Annotated in this window: 22 protein-coding genes, 2 tRNA genes, 2 rRNA genes and 3 pseudogenes; 16 read left to right on the top strand and 13 right to left on the bottom strand. The window is 58.5% G+C overall.

Features of this window, described 5'->3' with window-relative positions; translation table 11 throughout:
* Positions 1 to 152: 152 nt before the first annotated feature.
* The 4 genes from B723_RS27485 to B723_RS27500 form a co-directional block, all read right to left on the bottom strand.
* A 23S ribosomal RNA gene (locus B723_RS27485) occupies positions 153 to 3,044 on the bottom strand.
* 236 nt (positions 3,045 to 3,280) lie between these two features.
* Positions 3,281 to 3,356: transfer RNA gene (locus B723_RS27490), tRNA-Ala, on the bottom strand.
* Positions 3,357 to 3,384: 28 nt separating this feature from the next.
* Positions 3,385 to 3,461, bottom strand: a tRNA-Ile gene (locus B723_RS27495).
* An 82-nt stretch (positions 3,462 to 3,543) separates the two neighbouring features.
* Positions 3,544 to 5,080 (bottom strand): 16S ribosomal RNA (locus B723_RS27500).
* Together the 16S and 23S rRNA genes with 2 tRNA genes alongside form the textbook arrangement of a ribosomal RNA operon.
* Before the next feature lie 670 nt (positions 5,081 to 5,750).
* On the opposite strand from B723_RS27500, the gene rhtA reads away from it, so the two are divergent.
* A complete protein-coding gene (rhtA, locus tag B723_RS27505) occupies positions 5,751 to 6,638 on the top strand; it encodes a threonine/homoserine exporter RhtA (protein WP_017339935.1) in 888 nt (295 codons plus the stop codon).
* A gap of 170 nt (positions 6,639 to 6,808) precedes the next feature.
* A complete protein-coding gene (locus B723_RS27510; protein ID WP_017339936.1) occupies positions 6,809 to 7,090 on the top strand; it encodes a hypothetical protein in 282 nt (93 codons plus the stop codon).
* A 15-nt stretch (positions 7,091 to 7,105) separates the two neighbouring features.
* On the opposite strand, the gene B723_RS27515 is transcribed toward B723_RS27510, so the two are convergent.
* The gene (locus B723_RS27515; RefSeq protein WP_017339937.1) at positions 7,106 to 7,666 is read right to left on the bottom strand and encodes a TetR/AcrR family transcriptional regulator; all 561 of its coding nucleotides are present in this window, start codon (positions 7,664 to 7,666) and stop codon (positions 7,106 to 7,108) included.
* A gap of 92 nt (positions 7,667 to 7,758) precedes the next feature.
* On the opposite strand from B723_RS27515, the gene B723_RS27520 reads away from it, so the two are divergent.
* Together B723_RS27520 and B723_RS27525 are read left to right on the top strand one after the other, a co-directional pair.
* Positions 7,759 to 8,487: an SDR family oxidoreductase gene (locus B723_RS27520; protein WP_017339938.1), complete on the top strand. Its 729-nt coding sequence runs from the start codon at positions 7,759 to 7,761 to the stop codon at positions 8,485 to 8,487.
* 34 nt (positions 8,488 to 8,521) lie between these two features.
* Positions 8,522 to 9,112 carry a 2-hydroxychromene-2-carboxylate isomerase gene (locus B723_RS27525; RefSeq protein WP_017339939.1) on the top strand — a complete coding sequence of 197 codons (591 nt, stop codon included), beginning with the start codon at positions 8,522 to 8,524 and terminating at the stop codon, positions 9,110 to 9,112.
* Here the strand turns inward: B723_RS27525 and B723_RS27530 are convergent.
* Positions 9,109 to 10,107: a zinc-dependent alcohol dehydrogenase family protein gene (locus tag B723_RS27530; RefSeq protein ID WP_031319052.1), complete on the bottom strand. Its 999-nt coding sequence runs from the start codon at positions 10,105 to 10,107 to the stop codon at positions 9,109 to 9,111. The two genes, B723_RS27525 and B723_RS27530, sit on opposite strands and share 4 nt — an antisense overlap.
* A gap of 104 nt (positions 10,108 to 10,211) precedes the next feature.
* On the opposite strand from B723_RS27530, the gene B723_RS27535 reads away from it, so the two are divergent.
* Positions 10,212 to 11,132 (top strand): LysR family transcriptional regulator, encoded by a 921-nt coding sequence (locus tag B723_RS27535; RefSeq protein WP_031319053.1) that lies wholly within the window; start codon positions 10,212 to 10,214, stop codon positions 11,130 to 11,132.
* Here the strand turns inward: B723_RS27535 and B723_RS27540 are convergent.
* The 4 genes from B723_RS27540 to B723_RS27555 all read right to left on the bottom strand — a co-directional run bounded on the left by B723_RS27540 (position 11,125) and on the right by B723_RS27555 (position 15,299).
* Entirely contained in the window at positions 11,125 to 12,933 is a 1,809-nt protein-coding gene (locus B723_RS27540) for an aminopeptidase P family protein (RefSeq protein ID WP_017339942.1), read from the bottom strand. The genes B723_RS27535 and B723_RS27540 overlap by 8 nt on opposite strands.
* 65 nt (positions 12,934 to 12,998) lie before the next feature.
* Positions 12,999 to 14,156 (bottom strand): aminotransferase class V-fold PLP-dependent enzyme, encoded by a 1,158-nt coding sequence (locus B723_RS27545; RefSeq protein ID WP_017339943.1) that lies wholly within the window; start codon positions 14,154 to 14,156, stop codon positions 12,999 to 13,001.
* 160 nt (positions 14,157 to 14,316) lie between these two features.
* Complete coding sequence (locus tag B723_RS27550) at positions 14,317 to 14,931, bottom strand: LysE family translocator (protein WP_017339945.1); 615 nt, start codon at positions 14,929 to 14,931, stop codon at positions 14,317 to 14,319.
* Positions 14,932 to 15,029: 98 nt separating this feature from the next.
* Positions 15,030 to 15,299 (bottom strand): hypothetical protein, encoded by a 270-nt coding sequence (locus B723_RS27555; RefSeq protein WP_017339946.1) that lies wholly within the window; start codon positions 15,297 to 15,299, stop codon positions 15,030 to 15,032.
* Between the two features lie 112 nt (positions 15,300 to 15,411).
* On the opposite strand from B723_RS27555, the pseudogene B723_RS33855 reads away from it, so the two are divergent.
* The 3 pseudogenes from B723_RS33855 to B723_RS33245 form a co-directional block, all read left to right on the top strand.
* Positions 15,412 to 15,528 (top strand): annotated as a pseudogene (locus B723_RS33855) (alkanesulfonate monooxygenase); the annotation flags it as partial.
* Positions 15,516 to 15,640, top strand: a pseudogene (locus tag B723_RS33860) (alkanesulfonate monooxygenase); the annotation flags it as partial. The pseudogenes B723_RS33855 and B723_RS33860, both read left to right, overlap by 13 nt.
* Positions 15,641 to 15,831: 191 nt before the next feature.
* A pseudogene (locus B723_RS33245) lies at positions 15,832 to 15,942 on the top strand (sigma-54-dependent Fis family transcriptional regulator); the annotation flags it as partial.
* Here B723_RS33245 and B723_RS27560 read toward each other — a convergent pair.
* Positions 15,942 to 16,307, bottom strand: coding sequence for an antibiotic biosynthesis monooxygenase (locus B723_RS27560; protein ID WP_017339947.1), 366 nt, complete (start codon positions 16,305 to 16,307; stop codon positions 15,942 to 15,944). The pseudogene B723_RS33245 and the gene B723_RS27560 sit on opposite strands and share 1 nt — an antisense overlap.
* Before the next feature lie 95 nt (positions 16,308 to 16,402).
* Between B723_RS27560 and soxR the strand changes: the two genes are divergently transcribed.
* From soxR to B723_RS27580, 4 genes are all read left to right on the top strand, one after another.
* Positions 16,403 to 16,870 (top strand): redox-sensitive transcriptional activator SoxR, encoded by a 468-nt coding sequence (gene soxR, locus B723_RS27565; RefSeq protein ID WP_017339948.1) that lies wholly within the window; start codon positions 16,403 to 16,405, stop codon positions 16,868 to 16,870.
* Positions 16,871 to 17,118: 248 nt separating this feature from the next.
* Positions 17,119 to 17,577, top strand: a complete 459-nt coding sequence (locus tag B723_RS27570) for a VOC family protein (RefSeq protein ID WP_017339949.1) — start codon at positions 17,119 to 17,121, stop codon at positions 17,575 to 17,577.
* A 239-nt stretch (positions 17,578 to 17,816) separates the two neighbouring features.
* Entirely contained in the window at positions 17,817 to 18,692 is an 876-nt protein-coding gene (locus tag B723_RS27575) for an alpha/beta fold hydrolase (RefSeq protein ID WP_017339950.1), read from the top strand.
* A gap of 18 nt (positions 18,693 to 18,710) precedes the next feature.
* Positions 18,711 to 19,661, top strand: coding sequence for a LysR substrate-binding domain-containing protein (locus tag B723_RS27580; protein WP_017339951.1), 951 nt, complete (start codon positions 18,711 to 18,713; stop codon positions 19,659 to 19,661).
* Between the two features lie 61 nt (positions 19,662 to 19,722).
* On the opposite strand, the gene leuD is transcribed toward B723_RS27580, so the two are convergent.
* Together leuD and leuC are read right to left on the bottom strand one after the other, a co-directional pair.
* Positions 19,723 to 20,337, bottom strand: a complete 615-nt coding sequence (gene leuD, locus B723_RS27585; protein WP_017339952.1) for a 3-isopropylmalate dehydratase small subunit — start codon at positions 20,335 to 20,337, stop codon at positions 19,723 to 19,725.
* Positions 20,334 to 21,755 carry a 3-isopropylmalate dehydratase large subunit gene (leuC, locus tag B723_RS27590; protein WP_017339953.1) on the bottom strand — a complete coding sequence of 474 codons (1,422 nt, stop codon included), beginning with the start codon at positions 21,753 to 21,755 and terminating at the stop codon, positions 20,334 to 20,336. The genes leuD and leuC overlap by 4 nt, the downstream gene beginning before the upstream one ends.
* Before the next feature lie 338 nt (positions 21,756 to 22,093).
* Here leuC and B723_RS27595 point away from each other — a divergent pair, with 338 nt between their 5' ends.
* From B723_RS27595 to B723_RS27610, 4 genes are read left to right on the top strand one after another with little or no spacing between them, the layout of a single operon-like run.
* Positions 22,094 to 23,296, top strand: a complete 1,203-nt coding sequence (locus B723_RS27595; RefSeq protein WP_017339954.1) for a PepSY-associated TM helix domain-containing protein — start codon at positions 22,094 to 22,096, stop codon at positions 23,294 to 23,296.
* On the top strand, positions 23,293 to 23,835 hold the full coding sequence (locus B723_RS27600) for a hypothetical protein (protein WP_017339955.1): 543 nt from the start codon (positions 23,293 to 23,295) through the stop codon (positions 23,833 to 23,835). The genes B723_RS27595 and B723_RS27600 overlap by 4 nt, the downstream gene beginning before the upstream one ends.
* Entirely contained in the window at positions 23,832 to 24,161 is a 330-nt protein-coding gene (locus tag B723_RS27605) for a hypothetical protein (protein ID WP_017339956.1), read from the top strand. The genes B723_RS27600 and B723_RS27605 overlap by 4 nt, the downstream gene beginning before the upstream one ends.
* Positions 24,158 to 24,730, top strand: a complete 573-nt coding sequence (locus B723_RS27610; protein ID WP_017339957.1) for a DUF6162 family protein — start codon at positions 24,158 to 24,160, stop codon at positions 24,728 to 24,730. The genes B723_RS27605 and B723_RS27610 overlap by 4 nt, the downstream gene beginning before the upstream one ends.
* The last annotated feature ends 28 nt before the right edge of the window (positions 24,731 to 24,758 follow it).

Genomic DNA, 24,758 nt, shown 5'->3' on the forward strand with positions numbered 1-24,758 from the left:
TTCGGTAGCCAGGTCGTGGGCCTTTGCAGGTTCACGCTCCAGCGAATGGGTATGCGATAGTTTGTGTGTTTGTTTTCGAACTTTCGGTTCGTTTCGTCTTCACACACCGCAATCTGGTGCCTTTTCAGGTCAGCAAATTGCTTGGGTGTTATATGGTCAAGCCTCACGGGCAATTAGTATTGGTTAGCTCAACGCCTCACAGCGCTTACACACCCAACCTATCAACGTCGTAGTCTTCGACGGCCCTTCAGGGGACTCAAGGTCCCAGTGAGATCTCATCTTGAGGCTAGTTTCCCGCTTAGATGCTTTCAGCGGTTATCTATTCCGAACATAGCTACCCGGCAATGCCACTGGCGTGACAACCGGAACACCAGAGGTTCGTCCACTCCGGTCCTCTCGTACTAGGAGCAGCCCCTCTCAAATCTCAAACGTCCACGGCAGATAGGGACCGAACTGTCTCACGACGTTCTAAACCCAGCTCGCGTACCACTTTAAATGGCGAACAGCCATACCCTTGGGACCGGCTTCAGCCCCAGGATGTGATGAGCCGACATCGAGGTGCCAAACACCGCCGTCGATATGAACTCTTGGGCGGTATCAGCCTGTTATCCCCGGAGTACCTTTTATCCGTTGAGCGATGGCCCTTCCATACAGAACCACCGGATCACTAAGACCTACTTTCGTACCTGCTCGACGTGTCTGTCTCGCAGTCAAGCGCGCTTTTGCCTTTATACTCTACGACCGATTTCCGACCGGTCTGAGCGCACCTTCGTACTCCTCCGTTACTCTTTAGGAGGAGACCGCCCCAGTCAAACTACCCACCATACACTGTCCTCGATCCGGATAACGGACCTGAGTTAGAACCTCAAAGTTGCCAGGGTGGTATTTCAAGGTTGGCTCCACGCGAACTGGCGTCCACGCTTCAAAGCCTCCCACCTATCCTACACAAGCAAATTCAAAGTCCAGTGCAAAGCTATAGTAAAGGTTCACGGGGTCTTTCCGTCTAGCCGCGGATACACTGCATCTTCACAGCGATTTCAATTTCACTGAGTCTCGGGTGGAGACAGCGCCGCCATCGTTACGCCATTCGTGCAGGTCGGAACTTACCCGACAAGGAATTTCGCTACCTTAGGACCGTTATAGTTACGGCCGCCGTTTACCGGGGCTTCGATCAAGAGCTTCGCGTTAGCTAACCCCATCAATTAACCTTCCGGCACCGGGCAGGCGTCACACCCTATACGTCCACTTTCGTGTTTGCAGAGTGCTGTGTTTTTAATAAACAGTCGCAGCGGCCTGGTATCTTCGACCGGCATGAGCTTACGGAGCAAGTCCTTCACCCTCACCGGCGCACCTTCTCCCGAAGTTACGGTGCCATTTTGCCTAGTTCCTTCACCCGAGTTCTCTCAAGCGCCTTGGTATTCTCTACCCAACCACCTGTGTCGGTTTGGGGTACGGTTCCTGGTTACCTGAAGCTTAGAAGCTTTTCTTGGAAGCATGGCATCAACCACTTCGTGTTCTAAAAGAACACTCGTCATCAGCTCTCGGCCTTAGAATCCCGGATTTACCTAAGATTCCAGCCTACCACCTTAAACTTGGACAACCAACGCCAAGCTGGCCTAGCCTTCTCCGTCCCTCCATCGCAATAACCAGAAGTACAGGAATATTAACCTGTTTTCCATCGACTACGCTTTTCAGCCTCGCCTTAGGGACCGACTAACCCTGCGTCGATTAACGTTGCGCAGGAAACCTTGGTCTTTCGGCGTGGGTGTTTTTCACACCCATTGTCGTTACTCATGTCAGCATTCGCACTTCTGATACCTCCAGCAAGCTTCTCAACTCACCTTCACAGGCTTACAGAACGCTCCTCTACCGCATCACCTAAGTGATACCCGTAGCTTCGGTGTATGGTTTGAGCCCCGTTACATCTTCCGCGCAGGCCGACTCGACTAGTGAGCTATTACGCTTTCTTTAAAGGGTGGCTGCTTCTAAGCCAACCTCCTAGCTGTCTAAGCCTTCCCACATCGTTTCCCACTTAACCATAACTTTGGGACCTTAGCTGACGGTCTGGGTTGTTTCCCTTTTCACGACGGACGTTAGCACCCGCCGTGTGTCTCCCATGCTCGGCACTTGTAGGTATTCGGAGTTTGCATCGGTTTGGTAAGTCGGGATGACCCCCTAGCCGAAACAGTGCTCTACCCCCTACAGTGATACATGAGGCGCTACCTAAATAGCTTTCGAGGAGAACCAGCTATCTCCGAGCTTGATTAGCCTTTCACTCCGATCCACAGGTCATCCGCTAACTTTTCAACGGTAGTCGGTTCGGTCCTCCAGTTAGTGTTACCCAACCTTCAACCTGCCCATGGATAGATCGCCCGGTTTCGGGTCTATTCCCAGCGACTAGACGCCCTATTAAGACTCGCTTTCGCTACGCCTCCCCTATTCGGTTAAGCTCGCCACTGAAAATAAGTCGCTGACCCATTATACAAAAGGTACGCAGTCACCCAACAAAGTGGGCTCCCACTGCTTGTACGCATACGGTTTCAGGATCTATTTCACTCCCCTCTCCGGGGTTCTTTTCGCCTTTCCCTCACGGTACTAGTTCACTATCGGTCAGTCAGTAGTATTTAGCCTTGGAGGATGGTCCCCCCATATTCAGACAAAGTTTCTCGTGCTCCGTCCTACTCGATTTCATGACTAAGAGATTTTCGCGTACAGGGCTATCACCCACTATGGCCGTACTTTCCAGAACGTTCCGCTAATCTCAAAGCCACTTAAGGGCTAGTCCCCGTTCGCTCGCCACTACTAAGGGAATCTCGGTTGATTTCTTTTCCTCAGGGTACTTAGATGTTTCAGTTCCCCTGGTTCGCTTCTTAAGCCTATGTATTCAGCTTAAGATACCTAACTTATGTTAGGTGGGTTCCCCCATTCAGACATCTCCGGATCAAAGTCTGTTTGCCGACTCCCCGAAGCTTTTCGCAGGCTACCACGTCTTTCATCGCCTCTGACTGCCAAGGCATCCACCGTATGCGCTTCTTCACTTGACCATATAACCCCAAGCAATCTGGTTATACTGTGAAGACGACATTCGCCGAAAATTCGCGATTAAACTCACAAATTTTACCTTAGCCTGATCCGTTACCAGTGAAAGTAACGTTCAGTCTATCTTTCTATCACATACCCAAATTTTTAAAGAACGATCTAGCCAAAGACTAGAAATCAACATTCACCACCATCACGATGGAATGCTCATTTCTAAGCTTTATACAATCAGAAGCAGTAGTGGTGGAGCCAAACGGGATCGAACCGTTGACCTCCTGCGTGCAAGGCAGGCGCTCTCCCAGCTGAGCTATGGCCCCGTATTGCTACAGGATCCCACACAAAAATTGGTGGGTCTGGGCAGATTCGAACTGCCGACCTCACCCTTATCAGGGGTGCGCTCTAACCAACTGAGCTACAGACCCAATTTCGGGCTGCTTCTTATCGTCTTCTTCAATGAATCAAGCAATTCGTGTGGGAACTTATGGAGCAGCTGATGTCGTCGATTAAGGAGGTGATCCAGCCGCAGGTTCCCCTACGGCTACCTTGTTACGACTTCACCCCAGTCATGAATCACACCGTGGTAACCGTCCTCCCGAAGGTTAGACTAGCTACTTCTGGTGCAACCCACTCCCATGGTGTGACGGGCGGTGTGTACAAGGCCCGGGAACGTATTCACCGCGACATTCTGATTCGCGATTACTAGCGATTCCGACTTCACGCAGTCGAGTTGCAGACTGCGATCCGGACTACGATCGGTTTTGTGGGATTAGCTCCACCTCGCGGCTTGGCAACCCTCTGTACCGACCATTGTAGCACGTGTGTAGCCCAGGCCGTAAGGGCCATGATGACTTGACGTCATCCCCACCTTCCTCCGGTTTGTCACCGGCAGTCTCCTTAGAGTGCCCACCATAACGTGCTGGTAACTAAGGACAAGGGTTGCGCTCGTTACGGGACTTAACCCAACATCTCACGACACGAGCTGACGACAGCCATGCAGCACCTGTCTCAATGTTCCCGAAGGCACCAATCCATCTCTGGAAAGTTCATTGGATGTCAAGGCCTGGTAAGGTTCTTCGCGTTGCTTCGAATTAAACCACATGCTCCACCGCTTGTGCGGGCCCCCGTCAATTCATTTGAGTTTTAACCTTGCGGCCGTACTCCCCAGGCGGTCAACTTAATGCGTTAGCTGCGCCACTAAGAGCTCAAGGCTCCCAACGGCTAGTTGACATCGTTTACGGCGTGGACTACCAGGGTATCTAATCCTGTTTGCTCCCCACGCTTTCGCACCTCAGTGTCAGTATCAGTCCAGGTGGTCGCCTTCGCCACTGGTGTTCCTTCCTATATCTACGCATTTCACCGCTACACAGGAAATTCCACCACCCTCTACCATACTCTAGCTCGTCAGTTTTGAATGCAGTTCCCAGGTTGAGCCCGGGGATTTCACATCCAACTTAACGAACCACCTACGCGCGCTTTACGCCCAGTAATTCCGATTAACGCTTGCACCCTCTGTATTACCGCGGCTGCTGGCACAGAGTTAGCCGGTGCTTATTCTGTCGGTAACGTCAAGACACCAACGTATTAGGTTAATGCCCTTCCTCCCAACTTAAAGTGCTTTACAATCCGAAGACCTTCTTCACACACGCGGCATGGCTGGATCAGGCTTTCGCCCATTGTCCAATATTCCCCACTGCTGCCTCCCGTAGGAGTCTGGACCGTGTCTCAGTTCCAGTGTGACTGATCATCCTCTCAGACCAGTTACGGATCGTCGCCTTGGTGAGCCATTACCTCACCAACTAGCTAATCCGACCTAGGCTCATCTGATAGCGCAAGGCCCGAAGGTCCCCTGCTTTCTCCCGTAGGACGTATGCGGTATTAGCGTCCGTTTCCGAGCGTTATCCCCCACTACCAGGCAGATTCCTAGGCATTACTCACCCGTCCGCCGCTCTCAAGAGAAGCAAGCTTCTCTCTACCGCTCGACTTGCATGTGTTAGGCCTGCCGCCAGCGTTCAATCTGAGCCATGATCAAACTCTTCAGTTCAAACATCTTTGGGTTTTTAAGAAACCCTAAACTTGGCTCAGCAATCGTTGGTTACATCTTTGATTTCTCGCGGAGTAACTTGTGATGCTGATAATCTTGTTGACTATCAGTCTGACTCCACAAGCACCCACACGAATTGCTTGATTCAGTTGTTAAAGAGCGGTTGGTTAAGATCTTTAGTCTCAACCGAGGCGCGCATTCTACAGCGCCCTCTGTATCTGTCAAGCGGTTATTTTCAGAAGTTTTCAAAGTTTCCTTTGCAACTTCAACCACTTGCGCTTCCGATCTCTCGTTAGCGGGAGGCGAATTCTACAGCGTTGTTCGCTGCTGTCAACACCTCTTTTTCTCCGCTTTCGACCGAGAAGATCGAACCGTCAATCAAGCGACAACACACTGCCTGACCAACTCCTTCTGGGCTTCGATGAACTGAAGCAACTCGCTGTCGAAAATTGCATAACTCTTTGTTTACCAAGGAGTTTTCCGTTTCGACTGCGCCGGAAGTGGGGCGAATTATAGACTTCCAGAATCTGCCGTCAACCCCTGATTTGGCTTTTCTATCACGATGTTCAAAATCACCGCTTATATATAGACGCGGCCGCCTTGAATGCGCAGTATATTGCCCAATACACGATACAACTCTTTCGCTCCCTGCCTTGGACGATGCCACGCAATGAATGACCAGCCTCGCAGCCTTGCCTCGACCCTGTTCTCGGTGGGCCTGCTATTAATAGCAATGGCGTCGATCCAGTCCGGAGCTTCCCTGGCCAAAAGCATGTTCCCTGTTATCGGCGCTCAAGGAACGACTACCCTGCGATTGATCTTCGCCAGCCTGATCATGATCGTGCTTCTGCGTCCGTGGCGAGCGAAGCTCACCACAAAATCCCTGCGTACCGTCATCGTTTACGGAATGGCGCTGGGCGGCATGAACTTCCTCTTCTATATGTCCTTGCGCACCGTTCCTCTGGGCATTGCGGTAGCGCTGGAGTTCACCGGCCCCTTGGCGGTCGCCATCTATGCCTCGCGTCGAGCGATCGACTTTCTGTGGATCGCCTTGGCCGCCGTCGGATTGCTGCTGTTGATACCGACAGGAGCAACCAGTGCCAGTCTTGATCTCCTCGGAGCGGGCTATGCCCTGGGCGCCGGTGTCTGCTGGGCGCTATATATACTCTTCGGCCAGAAGGCCGGTGCCGATAACGGCGTGCAGACTGCTGCACTGGGGGTGATGATCGCCGCGCTGTTCGTCGCGCCTATCGGCATTGTTCATGCGGGTGCCGCGCTGTTGACGCCGTCGTTGATTCCTGTGGCCATCGGCGTTGCCATCCTTTCCACTGCCCTGCCCTATACGCTGGAGATGGTCGCCCTGACCCGAATGCCGGCCCGCACGTTCGGTACGCTGATGAGTATTGAACCTGCGTTCGGCGCATTGTCAGGCTTGCTGTTCCTTCATGAGTTCCTCTCACTGTCACAGTGGATGGCTATTCTGTGCATCATTCTGGCTTCCGTCGGCGCGACCATGACCATGGGAAGCGCCGCCAAGCCCGCCGTCGCGGCGGATTGATACAGGATTTGACGAAACTCTGGTATTTACCGCGCATTTAGGCCATGTTTAGGCCCGCAACCCAATGTCGGACATGGACTTTTCAGGATAGGGATATCAGAAACGCTTCGAACGAAAGCGAGTGCAGCCAGACCCGGGCACAAAGATCCGGGGACGCTTTAAGGACAGCAATGAAACGAATTTTGATACTCATCGCCGTACTTGCAGTTGCGGGCTGCGCGGCGACTTCGGAAACCCATATCAAACGTGGCAAGAAAGGGTTGCATGTCAACTGCTCCGGACTGTCGTCATCCTGGGACAAGTGCTACACCAGCGCCGCCAATTCGTGTGCGCCGAAAGGCTACAAAGTCATCGCCAAGTCAGGGGATGGCGTGGAAGAACCAGGCGACTATCCGTTTGGCCTCAATCCTGCCGGCTATACAAGCCGCAGCATGATCGTGATCTGCAAATAGGTTGATGCCGTCGCTTCAGGTTCGTGGGCCTGCGATCTGACGGCCAATCTCATCGTAACTGGACTTCAACACCGTGCGCTGGATCTCTGGAGTGGCCAACATTCGCGCCACCACCAATGCTCCAATGCATTGCGACAGAATGGCCCAGGCCAGGCTGTCGCTCTCCAGTATCTGTGCCCAACTCTCCTGAAGCCGACAAATCCATTTCTCCGCCTGCTGGCGAATCATCACGTCTGAACGGGCAATTTCCGCGCCCAGTGCCGGTAACGCACAACCGGATTCCGGATGTTCGACATGGGACATGCTCAGGTAGTGCTTCAGGCAGCGTTCGAGCCTGTCACGGTCCTGATCGGCCCCCAGGCGTTCCAGGCTTTGACCCAGCTCCTTCTCGACGATTGAAGCGAACAGTTCATCCTTCGACGAAAAATGGCTGTAGAACGCTCCGCCACTCAAGCCAATAGCTTTCATCAGGGCATCGACGCCGACCGTAGAGAAACCGGACTTCTTCGCCGACACCGCACTGCTTTCCAGCAGCTTCTCCCTGGTTTCCAGTTTATGACTGGCCGAGTAACGCATTGCCTTCCCCTCAGGATTGATCGTCTTGACGCCTGCCCGATCGTAGCATAACGTTCGTTTAGTTAACGATCGTTTAGCAAAGGGAACTACCCATGAATAACAAGAAGGTCGTACTGGTAGTCGGCGCGGGTGATGCCACGGGTGGCGCTATCGCCAAACGTTTTGCGCAAGAAGGTTTTGTCGCGTGCGTTACCCGGCGCAGTGCAGAAAAACTCCAGCCGCTGGTGGACGCCATCAACGCTGTTGGCGGTGAAGCCCATGGTTTTGCCTGCGATGCACGCAAGGAAGAGGACGTGATCGCGCTGGTCGAACAGATTGAAAGCCAGATCGGTCCCATCGAGGCTTTTGTGTTCAATATCGGCGCCAACGTGCCGTGCAGCATTCTCGAAGAAACGGCGCGCAAGTATTTCAAGATCTGGGAAATGGCCTGTTTCTCAGGCTTTCTCAACGCCCGTGAAGTGGCCAAGCGCATGGCCAAGCGTCAACGGGGCACGATCCTGTTCACCGGTGCTACCGCCGGCATGCGTGGCGCGGCAGGTTTCGCGGCGTTCGCCGGCGCCAAGCATGGCATTCGCGCGCTGGCCCAGAGCATGGCCCGCGAACTGGGGCCGATGAACATTCACGTTGCTCACGTCGTCGTCGACGGCGCCATCGATACCGATTTCATTCGCGATGCTTTTCCCGAGAAGTATGCGACCAAGGATCAGGACGGCATCCTCAACCCTGAACACATTGCCGAGAATTACTGGTACCTGCACAGTCAGCCTCGTGACGCCTGGACCTTCGAGCTGGACCTGCGCCCCTGGAACGAACGCTGGTAAGCCCTCCCCTACAACAATAATCAGAGCATCGACCATGAGCAAAACCGTGGAGTTCTATTTCGACCTAGGCAGCCCCGCCACCTACCTGGCTTACACCCAACTGCCGAAAATCTGTGCGCAGACCGACAGTCAGCTGATCTATATTCCGATCCTGCTGGGCGGGGTCTTCAAGGCAACAGGCAACGCCTCACCCGCGACCATTCCGGCCAAGGGCGCCTATATGTTTCAGGACCTTGATCGTTACGCCAGACGCTACGGCGTGCCGCTGAAGTTCAATCCGAACTTTCCCATCAATACACTCATGCTGATGCGCGCAGTCACAGGCATGCAACTGCGCCATCCGGAACGCTTCCAGGCTTTTATCGACTGCCTGTTCCAGGCGATTTGGGTTGAAGGACGCAACCTCGATGACCTGGCGACCGTCGCCACCGTGCTGACGCAAAATGGTTTTGATCCGACCGAAGTGCTGGCTTTGACGGCTGACGAAGAGGTCAAAACCGCGCTCAAGAACAACACCGAGAAAGCCGTGCAACGCGGTGTGTTCGGCGCACCCAGCATGTTTGTCGATAACCAGCTGTTCTTCGGCCAGGATCGACTGGACTTCGTCCTTGAAGCCCTGGCTTAAATCTCGATGACCAACCGCCCCTGAGCCCCTCCCGAGACGAGCAACTCATGGGCGGCCTCGGCCGTTTCCAGTGTGAACGTCCGAGGATCCATCAAGGGCATCAGCTTGCCCGCCTCTATCAACCGCGCCGTTTCTCGAAGAATCTCCCCGTGATGCTCGCACCCGACACCGGTGAGCAAGGGCAACAACGTGAACACGCCAGAGTACGTTGCCCCGCGAAACGAAAGAGGCGCCAGACTGTGCTGCCCCCAGCCAAGGCAGCTCAACACATGACCGTGATAAATCCGCGATGCCTTGAAGGAAGCATCCAGGGTTTCGCCGCCTACCGTGTCATAGACGATATCGAAGCCCTCCCCATCCGTATGCTGCGCTACATATTCCTCAACCGAAGAGCGGCGGTAATCGATAAACGTCGCACCGTAACCTTCGATGATTGCCTGATGCCTTGCAGAACCGGTCGCAAACACCTGAGCACCGAAGGCCCGGGCAATCTGTATCGCAACATGACCTACACCACCCGCCCCGCCGTGAATCAGCACCTTCTGGCCCTCCCGCACCCGCGCCCGATCCACCAGTCCTTCCCACGCAGTGATCAGCACCAGCGGCAACCCCGCCGCCTCACGCATGCTCAAATTGCCTGGCTTGCGCGCCAACAACCGGGCATCGACCGCTGCGTATTCCGCCAAAGAACCCTGCGCACCGCCAATGCCGGTGGCCATGGCATACACCTCATCGCCCGGCTGCCATCCGGTAACACCTGTCCCCACACCTTCAACGATTCCCGCCAGATCAATACCCACTGTCGCCGGCAACGGCTGACGCGCATGAGCCGCCAGGCCTGCACGGATTTTCCCGTCCAGCGGGTTCACCCCGCTGGCTTTGATGCGGACCAGCACCTGCCCCGCTTCGGGCACCGGCCGTTGAATGGAAGCCAAGCGTAGCGGCGCATTAGCCGAGTCGACAATCAGAGCGCGCATTTCAGTTATGTCTGTCATTTCGCATATTCCCGTCAGAGGTGGCAGTGGGATAAATCCTCCTCCATCTCACTCATGCTGATAAGACGCTATATAGCTATAGTGATCATGCCTATTTAGCATCAATGAGAAACCCTGTGGATAAACTCACTGCAATGGCGATCTTCGTCCGGGTCGTCGAACGCGGCAGCTTTTCTGCCGTTGCCCGAGAGATGCAGACCAGCCAGCCCACCATCAGCAAAGTCTTGAAAGCGCTGGAAACCGAACTGGGTGGAAAACTGATTGCCCGCAGCACCCGTCAGCTTTCCCTGACCGATGAAGGTCAGCGTTACTACAACGAATGTCGACAAATCCTCGCGGCCGTCGATGCGGCGGAACACAGCTTCCAGTCCGGCAGAGAGCGCATCGCCGGTCACCTGCGCATCGGTTCCTCGGTGAGTTTCGGGCGCTTGCAGATTGCCCCGCGCCTGGCGGAATTTCTGAAACACCATCCCGGCATCGACATTGACCTGCAACTGAGTGATCAAAACCAGGACCTGGTCCGCGAAGGGCTGGATGTCACGTTCAGAATCGGCGAACTGCACGACAGCGGCCTGATCGCCCGCCACGTCGGCACCACGTATCGAGTGACCGTCGCAGCGCCGGACTACCTCAAGCAGCACGGCGAACCGCGATCACCGGAAGAACTGAGCGGGCACAACTGCCTGCAGTTCAACCTGCTGAACAGCCAGAACCTGTGGGTTTATGAGAAAGATGCCCAGCGCCACGAAGTGCGGATCAAAGGCAACGCACAAAGCAACAACTCGGAGGCTATCCGCGAGATGGTGTTGGGGGGACTGGGGATTGCACTGTCGCCGGTGTGGTTGTTCAGCGAGGATCTGAAAACCGGGCGAGTGACGGCGATTCTGCCGAACTACGTTGCGCAGTCGCTGCCGATCCATGCCGTGTCCCCGGCGAATCGTCGCCAATCCGCCAGGGTCAAAGCCTTTGTCGACTATATGAGTCAAGCGCTGGAAGCAGCGCCTGAACTCAGGCCGATCAGATAGCGGCGGTTCGAGTGTTCAACCACTCAAGCGCTGCGCCGTCGAGCAACGGGCTCAAGCGCTCGCGCACTTCGGCGTGATACGCGTTGAACCATTGTTTTTCGTCCGCCGTCAGCAGCGCCGGCTCGAGGCAACGGGTGTCGATCGGGCACAGGGTCAGGGTTTCGAATTTCAGGAACTCACCGAACTCGCTCTTGCCCGCTTCACGGTTCAACACCAGGTTCTCGATCCGCACACCCCAGCGGCCCGGACGGTAAGTGCCCGGTTCGATGGAGGTGATCATGCCCGGCTGCATCGCGGTTTGCGGTGCCGCCGCAGCTTGATAGGCAATGACTTGCGGGCCTTCGTGAACGTTGAGGAAGTAGCCCACGCCGTGCCCGGTGCCGTGACCGTAATCGACGCTTTCCGCCCAGATCGGCGCACGGGCGATGGAATCCAGCAACGGCGACAAGATACCCCGAGGGAATTGCGCACGGGACAATGCAATCACACCTTTCAACACGCGGGTGCAATCGCGCTTCTGCTCATCCGTCGGCGTACCGACCGGTACCATCCGCGTGATGTCGGTGGTGCCGCCCAGGTATTGGCCGCCGGAGTCGATCAGCAACAGACCGTCGCCTTCGATCACCGCATGCTCTTCTTCGGTTGCGTGGTAATGCGGCATCGCACCATTGGCGTTGAACGCGGCAATGGTGTTGAAACTCAGCGACACATAGTCCGGACGACGGGTACGCGCAGCGGTCAGGTGTTCGTCGATGGTCAGCTCGGTGATGCGCTCGCGGCCCCACGCCGACTCCAGCCAGGCGAAGAATTCGCACAGCGCCGCACCATCCTGTTCCATGGCCTTGCGGATGTGCTCGGCATCGGCCAGGCTTTTCTGCGATTTGGCCAGTGTCGTCGGGTTCAGGCCTTCAACCAGTTTTACACCGCTGTCCAGGTTGTCCAGCAGGCCAGCCGTGACACGCGCCGGATCGACTTGCAGGCTCGCGCCGCTCGGTACCGCGCGCAACGCGTCGGCCACTTCACTGTAGTCGCGCAGGGTTACGCCGTCCTGTTCGAGGATCGCGCGTAGCTCGGCGCTGACTTTGCCCAGCGCCACGAACAGGGTGGCCTGTTGCTGGCTGATCAGCGCAAATGAAACGAATACCGGATTGAACGACACATCGCCGCCGCGCAGGTTGAACAGCCAGGCGATGTCGTCGAGGGTGGCGATGAAATGCCAATCGGCGCCCCGCTCTTTCAACACCTCGCGCAGGTTGGCGAGTTTTTCGCCACGGCTGACCGTCGCCTGAGGCGGCAGGTGCTGATAGATCGGCTCGTTCGGCAGCGTCGGACGATCGCTCCAGACTTGGCTCAACAGATCGATGTCGGTACGCAGTCGGGCGCCGCGCTCTTCGAGTTTGCCCCCCAGCGTACGCGCCGAAGCCACGGCCATCACCGCACCGTCCACCGCGACGACACCGCCTTCAGGGGTTTGCTCGGCCAGCCAGTCCAGCGGGCCTGGTTGCCCCGGTTGCAGCTTGACCAGCTCAATGCCGCTGCCCTTGAGCTCTTTGGTCGCTTGCTCCCAATAACGGCTGTCCGCCCAGACGCCGGCGAAATCCGGCGTCACGATCAGCGTGCCGACCGAGCCGTGAAAACCCGACAACCATTGCCGCCCTTGCCAGTAACCGGGCAGATATTCAGACAGGTGCGGATCGGCCGACGGCACCAGCAGGGCATGGATACCCTCCCGGCTCATCAGCTCGCGGGTGTGCGCCAGGCGCTCGGGCACCGATCCATTGATCGAAGGCTGCGTACTCATCGTGTCTCCTGCTAATCACTTCATCATTATTGTTGAGTGCCGATCTCAGTCGGCGCGTAAAAGCGCTACTGCCAGAATGCCGGAGCACTGGTGCAGGCGGCTGTGATCAGATGTACCGCCTGGTCGATATCCTGTTCGGTGGTAAACCGGCCCAGGCTCAGGCGAATGGTGCGACTTGCCGAACGAGCGTCATGCCCCAGGGCCAGCAGCACGTGGGATGGCGCATTACTGGCGGAGTTGCAGGCCGAAGTCGCGGAAAAGGCGATCGAGGCGCTCAATGCCGCCGGGTTGAAATCGCCTTCGTTGAAGGTCAGGCTCAGGGTATGGGGAATGCGCTGGGTGGCGCTGCCGTTGAGGCGAACGCCGGGAATGGTCAGCAACGGTTCCAGCAGGCGTTCACGCAGACGCGCGATCCTGGTTTTCTCTTCATCGAACAGTTGCGCCGCCAACGCGAAGGCCTCGCCCATGGCGGCAATCTGATGAGTCGCCAACGTACCGGAGCGCAAACCGCCCTCGTGGCCGCCGCCGTGAATCTGCGCCTGTAAACGCGGCTGCGCGCGAGGACCGACATACAACGCGCCGATGCCTTTGGGGCCGTAGATCTTGTGCGCCGAAAACGACATCAGGTCCACCGGCAACCGCGTCAGGTCAATCGCCACTTTCCCTGCGCCCTGAGCGGCGTCGACATGGAACAACGCATCGCGGGCACGCACCACTTCGCCGATCGCCGCGATGTCATTGACCGTGCCCAGCTCGTTGTTGACCAGCATCAGCGACACCAGAAAGGTGTCCTCGCGCATCGCCTCGCTGACGGCTTGCGCGGTGATCAGACCTTCCTCGTCCGGCACCAGATACGTCACTGCGACGCCCGCGTCCTGCAACTGCTTCGCCGTGTCGAGAATCGCCTTGTGTTCAATCTGGCTGGTGATGACATGGCCACCGGATACGCCCCGGGCCTGGGCCACGCCCTTGAGGGCGAGGTTGTTCGATTCGGTGGCGCCGGAGGTCCAGACGATCTGATTTGCTTGCGCGCCGACCAGTTCGGCCACCTGCTGCCGCGCCTGCTCGACCGTTTGCCGGGCCTGCTGGCCGAACGCGTGGGAGCTGGACGCCGGGTTGCCGAAGTTGCCGGAAAAACCCAGACATTCGACCATGACCAGGATGACCCGCTCATCCACCGGCGTGGTGGCGGCGTAGTCGAAATACAACGGACGTTTATTCATAAAAGACTCGCAGAGCTTGTTCCGGGATCAGTGCTGGGAACCAGTCAACCAGCAATACCTGATCGGATGCGTAATAGAAGTACGACTTCATTGAAAAGTGCGTAGGAACGCTCCTGAAGTCGAGCTTAACAGGCATCGGGCAACCGGATGAAGCAATGCGTCAGCTAAAGCTTTCGAGCAACAACGGATACAGCGAAACCACCAGCAGCGCGGCCATGCCCCAGTTGAACAGGCGCAACCAGCGACGGTCCTTGAGCACGTTGCGCAACAACGTGCCGCACGCCGCCCAGACACCGACGCTCGGCAGGTTGATCAGGGCAAAGACCGCTGCAATCACAAGCACATTGGTGAAATAGCCCTGCATCGGCGTGTAGGTGCTGATCGCACCGATGGCCATGATCCACGCCTTGGGATTGACCCACTGGAAAGCTGCGGCGCCGAGGTAACTGATGGGTTTGCTCTCCCCATGCCCGCCGTCGGACACCGGCCCGGAATGCGCGATTTTCCACGCCAGGTACAACAAATACGCGGCTCCAACGTAACGCAAAACGGTATAGAACAACGGATAGGTTTGAAACACTGCGCCCAGGCCGAAACCGACTGCCACGACGAGCACGAAGAAGCCGCAGGTAATCCCAAGCATATGGGGAATGGTGCGGTTAAAGCCGAAGTTCACGCCCGATGCCAGCAACATGGTGTTGTTCGGGCCGGGAGTGATGGAGGTGACGAGGGCAAACAGGGCAAAACCCAGCAGCAGGTCGAGCGAGAGCGTCATGAGCGGCAGTCCATCAGGGTCAGTCAGGTATTGACCCTATCGCACACCCTGAAGGAAACCCATGGACAGTTGGGTGAAACTTCGAGCGGTACAGTCGCTCAGCTTGGACGACCGTGAAGCTGAACGGCACGCTCGGCGTTCATCTCGCCTTGCTTGTCAAAACTGAAGGTCTTCTGCGGTTCGCCGAGCAATTCGGCCTTTTTCGCGTGGTATTCGTCGAAGGACAAACCGCGACGATTCAACGCCTCCAGCGCCAGTTCCCTGCTTTCTTCAGCAGTGTAGGGCCGCAATTCCGGGGAAACATGGCTGGCACATCCGGTGAGAACGGAGACCGCAAGCAGCAAGAAAGTGGTGAGTAGGGTTTTCATGATGTGGCGTCCTGGCATCTGGGTTCGGGTCAATGAACACAGGCTACCCCCGCCTCTCGATGGGCAGAAATCAACGCTTTCGATAGTGGCTATCGACTTTGCCTGATGACCTTCCGTCCAGGCCGAAGTTACCGACGAATTCCTGAAGATCTGGCGCCGCGTGCTGCAAGGCGAAGCCGTGGATTTCGAAGGCAAACACTCGCAAGTGAAGAACGCCAATGCGTTATTCCGTTGTTGCCTGAACCGTACGCCAGCCTGGCGGGCCGCGGTGTCACCAACCTCACCGGCTGTTTGGCGAATCGATCGCCAATGACGTGCTGCCCGCCAAAGCCACGGCCTGAAACGATGTGGCGAGGGAGCTTGCTCCCGCTGGGCTGCGGTGCAGTCCCATAACAGGCCCGCACGTTTTTTCTGAAAGACCGCGTCAACCTGTTTACGACTGCTGCGCAGCCGAGCGGGAGCAAGCTCCCTCGCCACAAAGGCCGCCCCAAGAGGTTTGTGTTGAGTTAACTGAGGAACCCCGCGTGACAGCTTGAGCCGTAACGTGACGCGCATGCGACTGATCAAGATCGGCGAACTGGCGGCGAACAAGCGCCGACCGACCGAAAACGTGCAGGACGAGCGTCTGATGCACTTGTCGATTCAACCCACCAGATTGCAGTGCAACGCGTCATCGTGGCTACGTTCCAGACTGTGCAGCACCTGGAACGAGCCGAAGGTCACGGTTTTCGCCTGATGGGCGCGAATCAGCTGCCAGAAATCCTGCTCGCCGCTTTCAAAACTTTGAAACGCCGCTTCCCCCGCCTCGCGAGATTGCCATTGCAGGTAGTTGAGCACCCGCCGGCCATCGTCGCTGGCCTGGATACTGGCGCTCAGAAATCCGCTGTAGCCTTGGGCCAGACGTTCGGTCTGCTTCGATAACGCCGACACCAATGCAGGTTGCTGATGGGGTTCGATCTCGAATTCGATCAACTGGGTGAAGCTGCGATTTTTCTCTGGCGCTTGCATGAAAAGTCCCCACTGACGTGTAAGACGGATCTTGCGATCCGAAGGCCTGCAGGGTAAAACCTCGAGTTAACTAGAGGTCAAGAGGCATTTTTCAAATGATCACCTCGGAAAACCTGCATAAGGAACTTACCGTCGGCCAATTGGCCGCCCGTAGCGGCGTGGCGGTCACGGCGCTGCATTTCTATGAAGCCAGGGGGCTGATCAAAAGCAATCGCAATCAGGGCAACCAGCGGCGCTATCCACGGGAAGTGTTGCGGCGGGTGGCGTTGATCAAGGTGGCGCAGCGGTTGGGGATTCCGTTGGCAGAGATTGGTGAGGCATTGAAAACCCTGCCGGATAACCGGGCGCCGACGGCGGCGGACTGGAAGGTGTTGTCGGCGCAGTGGAGTCGGGAGCTCGATGAGCGGATCAATCAACTGACCTTGCTGCGGGACAAGCTCAACGGTTGTATCGGCTGTGGGTGTTTATCGATGGAGGCGTGTCCGTTGCGTAATTTTGGGGATGTGCTTGGGGAACAGGGACCGGGGGCGCAGCTGTTGGAATCGGGGGTTGATCCTGAATAGCGGCGCGGCTATCGCGGGCTTGCCCGCGATGGCGATCCGAGCATTCTGTTGCTTCACTGTTGAAGGCTGAACAGTGGCGTTGTTATGCCCTGCACCGGTAGGAGCTGCCGCAGGCTGCGATCTTTTGATCTTGGTGTGGGCGCGACCGACGAAGGGTCAGGATCAAAAGATCGCAGCCTGCGGCAGCTCCTACTATCTTTGTAGGCTCGCGACAGCTTTATCCCATAACGAAATCAGGGAGACTGATCATGAGCGTCAAACCCATTCCAGAGGGTTATCACAGCATCACCCCGTATCTGGGGATCCAGAAAGCGGCGGAAGCCATCGAGTTCTACAAGAAAGCCTTCGGCGCCACTGAAGTCATGCGCCTGTCCATGCCCGATGGCGGCATCGGTCACGCCGAACTGCGCATCGGCGATTGCCCGATCATGCTCGGCACGCCGTGCGATCAGGGGCCGTTGAGCAATCCGGACAAGTCACCGTCCGTGGGCTTGCACCTGTATGTGAACGATGTGGACGCGTCTTACAAACAGGCGATTGCAGCGGGCGGCACGGTGGTGTCCGAGGTCAAGGATCAGTTTTATGGCGACCGTTCGGGGACCTTGAAGGATCCTTATGGGCATCTGTGGTTTCTGGCCACGCGCAAGGAGGATCTGACCCAGGAGCAGATCGAGCAGCGGGCGAAGGAGATGTTTCAGCAGGGTTGAGCGCTTTGGTGCCTGCCCCGGCCTCATCGCGGGCCAGCTCGCTGCCACAGGGTCCTGTGTCGTAGGAAAAAATGGCGAACGACACAACACCGGTGGGAGCGTGGCTCGCCCGCGATGAGGCCATCAGCCACACCACACCTCCCTCGAACACACTTCATGAACAAGCCCACCACGCTTTGCGCCTTGCCCTCCCCGCCCAACACTTTCAGGATGCAGGCAACTACAACAAGGAGCCCTCCATGTTCGCCGGATTCCTCAAAGACCAGCGCCACGTCAACGGTGTCGACATTGCCTACCGCGTCGGCGGCAGCGGGCCGGGCCTGCTGCTGCTGCACGGCCACCCGCAGACTCACGTCATCTGGCACAAGGTCGCCGAACAACTGGCCGAGCACTTCACCGTAGTCGCCGCCGACCTGCGCGGTTACGGCGACAGTGCCAGACCGCCGGCCGACGATCACCATACCCCTTACTCCAAACGCGAGATGGCCAAGGATGCCGTGGCGCTGATGAACGCCATGGGCTTCGATCGGTTTTCGGTCCTGGCCCACGACCGCGGCGCCCGCGTGGCCCATCGCCTGGCGCTGGATCATCCGGACGCGGTGCAACGCATGGTGCTGCTCGACATCGCCCCCACGCTGTCGATGTACACACAAACCAACGAAGCCTTTGCCCGCGCCTACTGGCACTGGTTCTTCCTGATCCGCCCGGCGCCGTTGCCGGAAACCCTGCTTGAAGCAGACCCCGAAGCCTATTTGCGCAGCGTGATGGGCAGACGCAGCGCCGGACTCAAACCCTTCACCGCCGAAGCCTTTGGCGAATACCTGCGTTGCCTGAAACTGCCGGGCTCGGCGCGCGGGATCTGCGAGGATTACCGTGCCAGTGCCAGCATCGACCTGGAGCATGACCGCGCCGACCTCGACGCCGGCCATCATCTGAACCTGCCGTTGCTGGTGTTGTGGGGCGCCGAAGGCACGGTCGGGCGCTGTTTCGAACCGCTCAAGGAATGGCAACTCGTCGCCACCGATGTGCGCGGCAAAGCGCTGCCCGCCGGTCATTACATCGCCGAAGAAGCGCCGGAACTGTTGCTCGCCGAAGTGCTGGGTTTCCTGCGCTGACACCCGCGTCGCGCTGCTATGCTGGCGGCTCATGCCGCCAGTGCCCGTTCTGTCATGACCACCAAGAAAGACACCGTGCCCCTTCCCGAAGACCTGCGTGTATTCCTCACCGTCGTGCGCAAAAGCGGTTTCGCCGCGGCCGCCGATGAGCTGGGCCTGTCGCCCGCCTACGTCAGCAAGCGCATCCAGATTCTCGAAACCACCCTAGGCACGCGCCTGCTGCACCGCACCAGTCGCCGCATTGCCCTGACCGAGGACGGCGAGCGCGTGCAGCGCTGGGCGTTGCGCATTCTCGATGACTTCCAGCAACTGCACGACGAACTCTCCGACGCCCACGACAGCCCTCGCGGGCGTTTGCATCTGTGCAGCAGTTTCGGTTTCGGCCGTCACCACGTGGCGCCGGCCGTGTCGTTGCTGGCCGAGCGATATCCGGACCTGGAGATTCGCCTCGACCTGTTCGACCGGGTAGTGGACATCGTCAGTGAAGGCTTCGATCTGGAGATTCGTGTCGGCGACGACATTCCCGGTCAGCACATCGGCCGGCGCCTGGTGAGCAATCGGCGGGTGGTGTGTGCGGCCCCCGATTATCTGCAGCGCCAGGGTGTACCGCAGACGTTAGGCGAACTGGAGCAGCATCATTGCCTGGTGATCAAGGAGCGCGACAACGCGTTCGGCATCTGGAACCTGGAACGCAACGGGGTGCAAGAAAGCGTGCGGGTCAGCGGACCGTTGTCGTCCAATAACGGCGAGATTGTCTTGCAGTGGGCACTGGACGGGCGCGGCGTGGTGCTGCGGTCATTGTGGGATGTGAAACCCTTGCTGGATCAAGGGAGGTTGGTGCAGTTGCTGCCCGAGTACAGTCAGAGCGCCAACGTCTGGGCGGTGTACCCGACGCGACTGGCATACTCGGGAAAGTTGCGGGCGTGCGTGGAGTTTTTACAGGCGCATTTCGAGGGGTTGTCGGTGTAGCCGAGCCAACACAATTCTAATGTGGGAGCGGGTTTGCCCGCTCCCACATTTTGATCTGCGTTTAGCTTAACCAGGGATTGGCGGCCAGGTGTTTTAGTTCGAAGGCTTTGATCTGCTCGCTGCGCTGCAAGGTGCTGCCGATGGCGTCGAGGCCGAGCAACAGCGCGGTTTTACGCAGAGTGTCGATGTCGAACAGAATGACCTCGCCGTCGTGGAGGCGAATCTCCTGCGCCTGCAGATCAACACTGATCTGCGCCCCCTCAGGCTGACTGACAACCCGGCCGAGCCGCTGCAACACCGACTCATCGAGGGTAATCAACAACACGCCGTTGCGCTGACAGTTGTCATAAAAGATCCCGGCAAAACTGCTGCCGATCAGCGCGCGGATGCCCATCTGCTTCAAGCCCCAGACGGCATGTTCCCGGCTCGACCCACAACCGAAGTTCGGCCCGACCACCATGAAACTCGCGCCCTGCCACGCCGGTTGATTGAGCACGAACTCGGGGTTGGGTTGACCATCCGGCAAAAACCGCAAATCAAAAAACAACCCTCGATCCAGCCCGGCGCGGTCGATGCCCTTGAGAAACTGCTTGGGCATGATTACGTCGGTGTCGATATTGGCCGCCAGCATCGGCGCAGCCTTGCCGCTGACGTGGGTGAACGGTTGCAGGCTCATGCGCGGTCTCCAAAGTGGCGGATGTCGGTCAGGCGGCCGGTAATCGCGGCAGCGGCGACCATCGCCGGGCTCATCAAATGCGTGCGGGCGCCAGCGCCCTGGCGGCCTTCGAAATTGCGGTTGGTGCTGGACGCGCAGCGGTCGCCCGGCGCCAGCACGTCGTCGTTCATGGCCAGGCACATCGAGCAGCCGGACTGACGCCACTCGAACCCGGCCTCGATGAAGATCGCCGCCAGGCCTTCGGCTTCAGCCTGATTACGCACTTCGGTGGAGCCCGGCACGATCATCGCCCGCACATGCCCGGCGACGCGTTTGCCACGCACCACGCTGGCGGCATCGCGCAGGTCTTCGATGCGCGCATTGGTGCAGGAACCGATGAAGGCGTGGCTGATGACAATGTCGCTCAGCGCCATCCCGGCTTCCAGGCCCATGTAATTCAGGGCGCGGCGCATGTCCTGGCGCAGGATCAGGTCGCTGACGTCTTGCGGGTCCGGCACGCGGGCGCCGATCGGTGATGCCTGGTCCGGGCTGGTGCCCCAGGTGACCATCGGCTCCAGCGCGCTGGCGTCGAGAAACACTTCACGGTCGAACTGCGCATCGGCGTCGCTGTGCAGGACGCGCCATTGCTCAACCGCCTGGTCCCACAACGCACCTTTGGGCGCACGGGGTTTGTCCTTGAGGTAAGCGAAGACTTTTTCATCTGGCGCCATGAATGCGCCACGCGCCCCGGCCTCCACCGCCATGTTGCAGATGGTCATGCGCGCCTCGACGCTCAGCGCATCGATGGTCGAACCGCAAAACTCGATGGCATAGCCGGTGGCCCCGGAAGCGCCGATCTGGCCGATCAGCGCCATGATCACGTCCTTGGACGTCAGCCCCGGTGCCAGTTCACCGTCCACCGTCACGCGCAAGCTTTTCAGCCGTTTGTAGACCAGGGTCTGGGACGCCAGCAGGTGTTCGATTTCCGAAGTGCCGATGCCGAAACCGAACGCGCCGAGGGCGCCGTACGTGGAGGTGTGGCTGTCGCCCGCGGCAATCACCATGCCCGGCAGGATGAATCCCTGCTCCGGGGCAATGACGTGTTCGATGCCCTGGCGCTTGTCGAGGATGTCGAGCAATTCGATGCCGAAGTCCCGGCAGTTTTCCGCCAGGTACGACACCTGCCGCGCCCCACCGGCGTCCGGCATGGCGGCCACGCGATTCGGTGCCGTGGGGTTGACGTGATCGACCACCGCCAGCGCGGTGCCGGCACGCCAGACTCCGCGCCTGGCCTCGCGCAGACCGCTGAATGCCTGGGGACTGGTGTATTCGTTGATGACCTGGCGATCGATGTACAGCAGGACATGGCCCTGGTCATCGAGACGACACACCGTGTGGGAATCGATGTGTTTGTCGTAAAGGGTTCTTGCTGAAGTCATGGGATTGTTCGCTCAGGCTCGCGGGTTTCAGGCGTCTGCGCCCCATCTTAGGCAGTCGCCCCGCCCCATCAATGGCCGGAGAGTGATCCCGTGAACCATGTTTCGTGTTGGATCAAGGCAGCACAGCAATCTGAAATGAATGCAACGCCCCTGTGGGTTATGCGTTTTCAGCAATAGGAAACATTTACTTTCATATCCCGCTTCGGGATTTCTGATTCTCATTCGTCTTATATAGATGCAGTCGGTTCGCGTAGGCAAAAGCCACGACCGTACTTTTCATGGACCCCACGCTGGGAAGCCCGCAGCCAAGGCCCTCTCATCACTACAAGACCTTGATCATGTCGAAGAAGTCCCGCTCAAAACTCTGGTTTCTGGTCCATAGCTGGCTGGCACTGCCCATCTGGTTTTTTGTGCTGATCGTCTGTGTGACCGGCACGCTGGCGGTGATCAGCCAGGAAATCGTCTGGCTGGCCAACCCGCAGATGCGCGCCACCCAACCCGAAGGAGATGCGCCGCTGCTGAGCTACGATCAGATCATCGCGGCGATCAAACAGGCCGAGCCGCAGATCCTGGTCGAAAGCATCAGCCGCCCCGACGAATCGCATTTCGCCCTGGACGTGGAAGTCACCTACCCCGACGGCCGTTCGGTGGTGGTTTACGTCAACCCGTACAGCGGCGTGATCCAGGGCACCGCCCCGCAATTCAACTTCAGGGCGTTCACCCGAGCCTTGCATGGCTGGTGGCTGGTGCCCTTCACCAACGGCTACAGCTGGGGCTGGTACCTGGTGTCGTTTCTCAGCCTGCCGCTGCTGGCTTCGCTGATTACCGGGCTGGTGGTCTACAAGCGCTTCTGGAAAGGTTTTCTGCGACCGACCCTGCGCATTCGGCACGGTGCGCGGATTTTCTGGGGCGACTTTCACCGCCTCAGCGGTATCTGGTCGATCTGGTTCATTGCGGTGATTTCCGTGACCAGCACCTGGTTCCTGATCGAAGCGTTCATGTTCGATAACCAGATCACGATTTCCACCGCCCCGGTGGCGCCCGTGGTTCCGCGGGAAAGCGTGCCCCTCACCGCCGATGGTTCGCCGGCACCGATGATCAGCCTGGAAACCGCGATTCGCGAAGCGAAGGAACGCATTCCCGGCCTTGAAGACAGCTTCGTCAGCCTGCCCGCCAATGCCTACAGTTACCTCTCGGTGGGCGGCCGCAGCTGGTATCCGCTGATGTTCCAGACCGCCGAGATCAACCCGTACACCGGCGACGTGGCCGTCACCCGCCTGCTCTCGGACCGCTCGGGGCTGGAGCTGGTGACCGAATCGATGCGTCCGTTGCACACCGGTGATTTCGGCGGGATCTGGATCAAGCTGATCTGGTTCTTCTTCGGTCTGCTCCTGAGCATGATGGTGCTCAGCGGCCTGCTGATCTGGACCAAGCGCACTGCCCTGGCCACCGCCAATGCCCTCAAGCGCAGCAACAGACGTCCTCGCGCAGCAGAGGCCGCTCAAGTGACGAGCCGCGACACCACGGAGGTCAGCCAATGAGCCTGTTCACCGCCGAAAAACCGGGGTCGAAACTGAGTCGCTTCTGGCACAAATGGCGCTTCCACATCAACGTTCTGCTGTTGCTGGTGCCACTGGGCTTCATGCCTAAATACTTCGCCGATGCCGCGCTGCTTCGCGGGGACACGGGCCTGGGTGAGCGGGAAATCGGGGAAGTTCAGGTCGGGCCCTGGAGCCTGCGCCTGGCGGAATTGCGCAACGAAGCACCGCGCCTCGATGGCCCGGCCGGGCACATGAAGAGCTTCAATGCGGCGTTGTGCGACAGCTGCCGCGAGCAGGTCAAGGCGACGTACCTGCGCATTGGCAAACCCCGCAGCCTGCGCGCCGCCGGGGTGATTTTCTTTGGCACGCCTTACCGCATGGGCGCCATGTTGCCGATTCCGGAAAAGACCAAGGCCGACGCCGAGCTGTGGATCACCATGGAAGGCTGGGACGGCGCGATGCATCAAGCGTCCATTCCGCTGAGCCAGGCATCCCCCGCCACCCTTGAGTGGCTGAACAAACAAGGAGGCAAACCATGAGCAACGCCTTTCGCCCTCTCCACGCTGTTTTGCTGATGCTGTGCGCCGGTTTCAGCACCAGCGCCCTGGCCCACAACCCGATGTGCGAGTGCAAGGCCATCGACGCCGAGCAGATCCAGTGCACCGGCGGTTTCTCCGACGGCAGCGGCGCACCGGGGGTGACCCTCGATGTGATCGGCTACGACGAAACCATTCTGGTGCCGGGCAAGCTCGGTGCCGATTCCACAGTGACCTTCAAAAAGCCCAGCGCCGAGTTTTATGTGCTGTTCGACGCCGGCCCCGGCCACGTCGTCGAGATCGACCAAGCGGACATCGAGGCCCCATGAGTACGCCTACTACGCAGGTCGTCCGCCCGGCCGGTGCCGGCCATGAAACCCTCTATGTGCTGCTGTTGTGCCTGATGATCCTGGCGGTCGCCGGCTCGGTGGTCGCCTGGCGCCATGAGTCCCAGGAAACCAGCAACGTCAGCAGCCATCAACTGGATGCCCGCCGCGACCTGAGCGCTTCCGAGCAGGGCATCTACGCCGATTTGCGGGTGACGCTGGACGAGATTCACCTGCTGCGCCAGGAACAGCAAACCCTGCCGACACCCGAAGCGCTTGCCGACGAGGGTTTTGCGCCGTTTGCCCAGGACGCCAGTTCCGTCAGCCGTGGCGCTCATGCCTGGCAATTGCTCGACGCCAAGGCGTATTTCGGTCAGAGCCAGGCGCCCGCCGTGGCCGGTTCATTTCTGATGCGCCTGACCGCTGACGATGAGGCGCCAGACATCTGGCTCAACCGTGCCGCCGACCTCAAGGCCCCGACCGACCTCACCGACGCCGCGCTGGAAAGCGCTGGCTGGCGGCAGATCGTCGCGCAATTCGATGCCGGCGTGACCCGCCAGCACCGGCACTGAACCCTCGCCTTCACCCGAGAGAAGACCG

Origin of the sequence: Pseudomonas fluorescens NCIMB 11764, from assembly GCF_000293885.2 — a bacterium.
Lineage (GTDB): Bacteria > Pseudomonadota > Gammaproteobacteria > Pseudomonadales > Pseudomonadaceae > Aquipseudomonas > Aquipseudomonas fluorescens_B.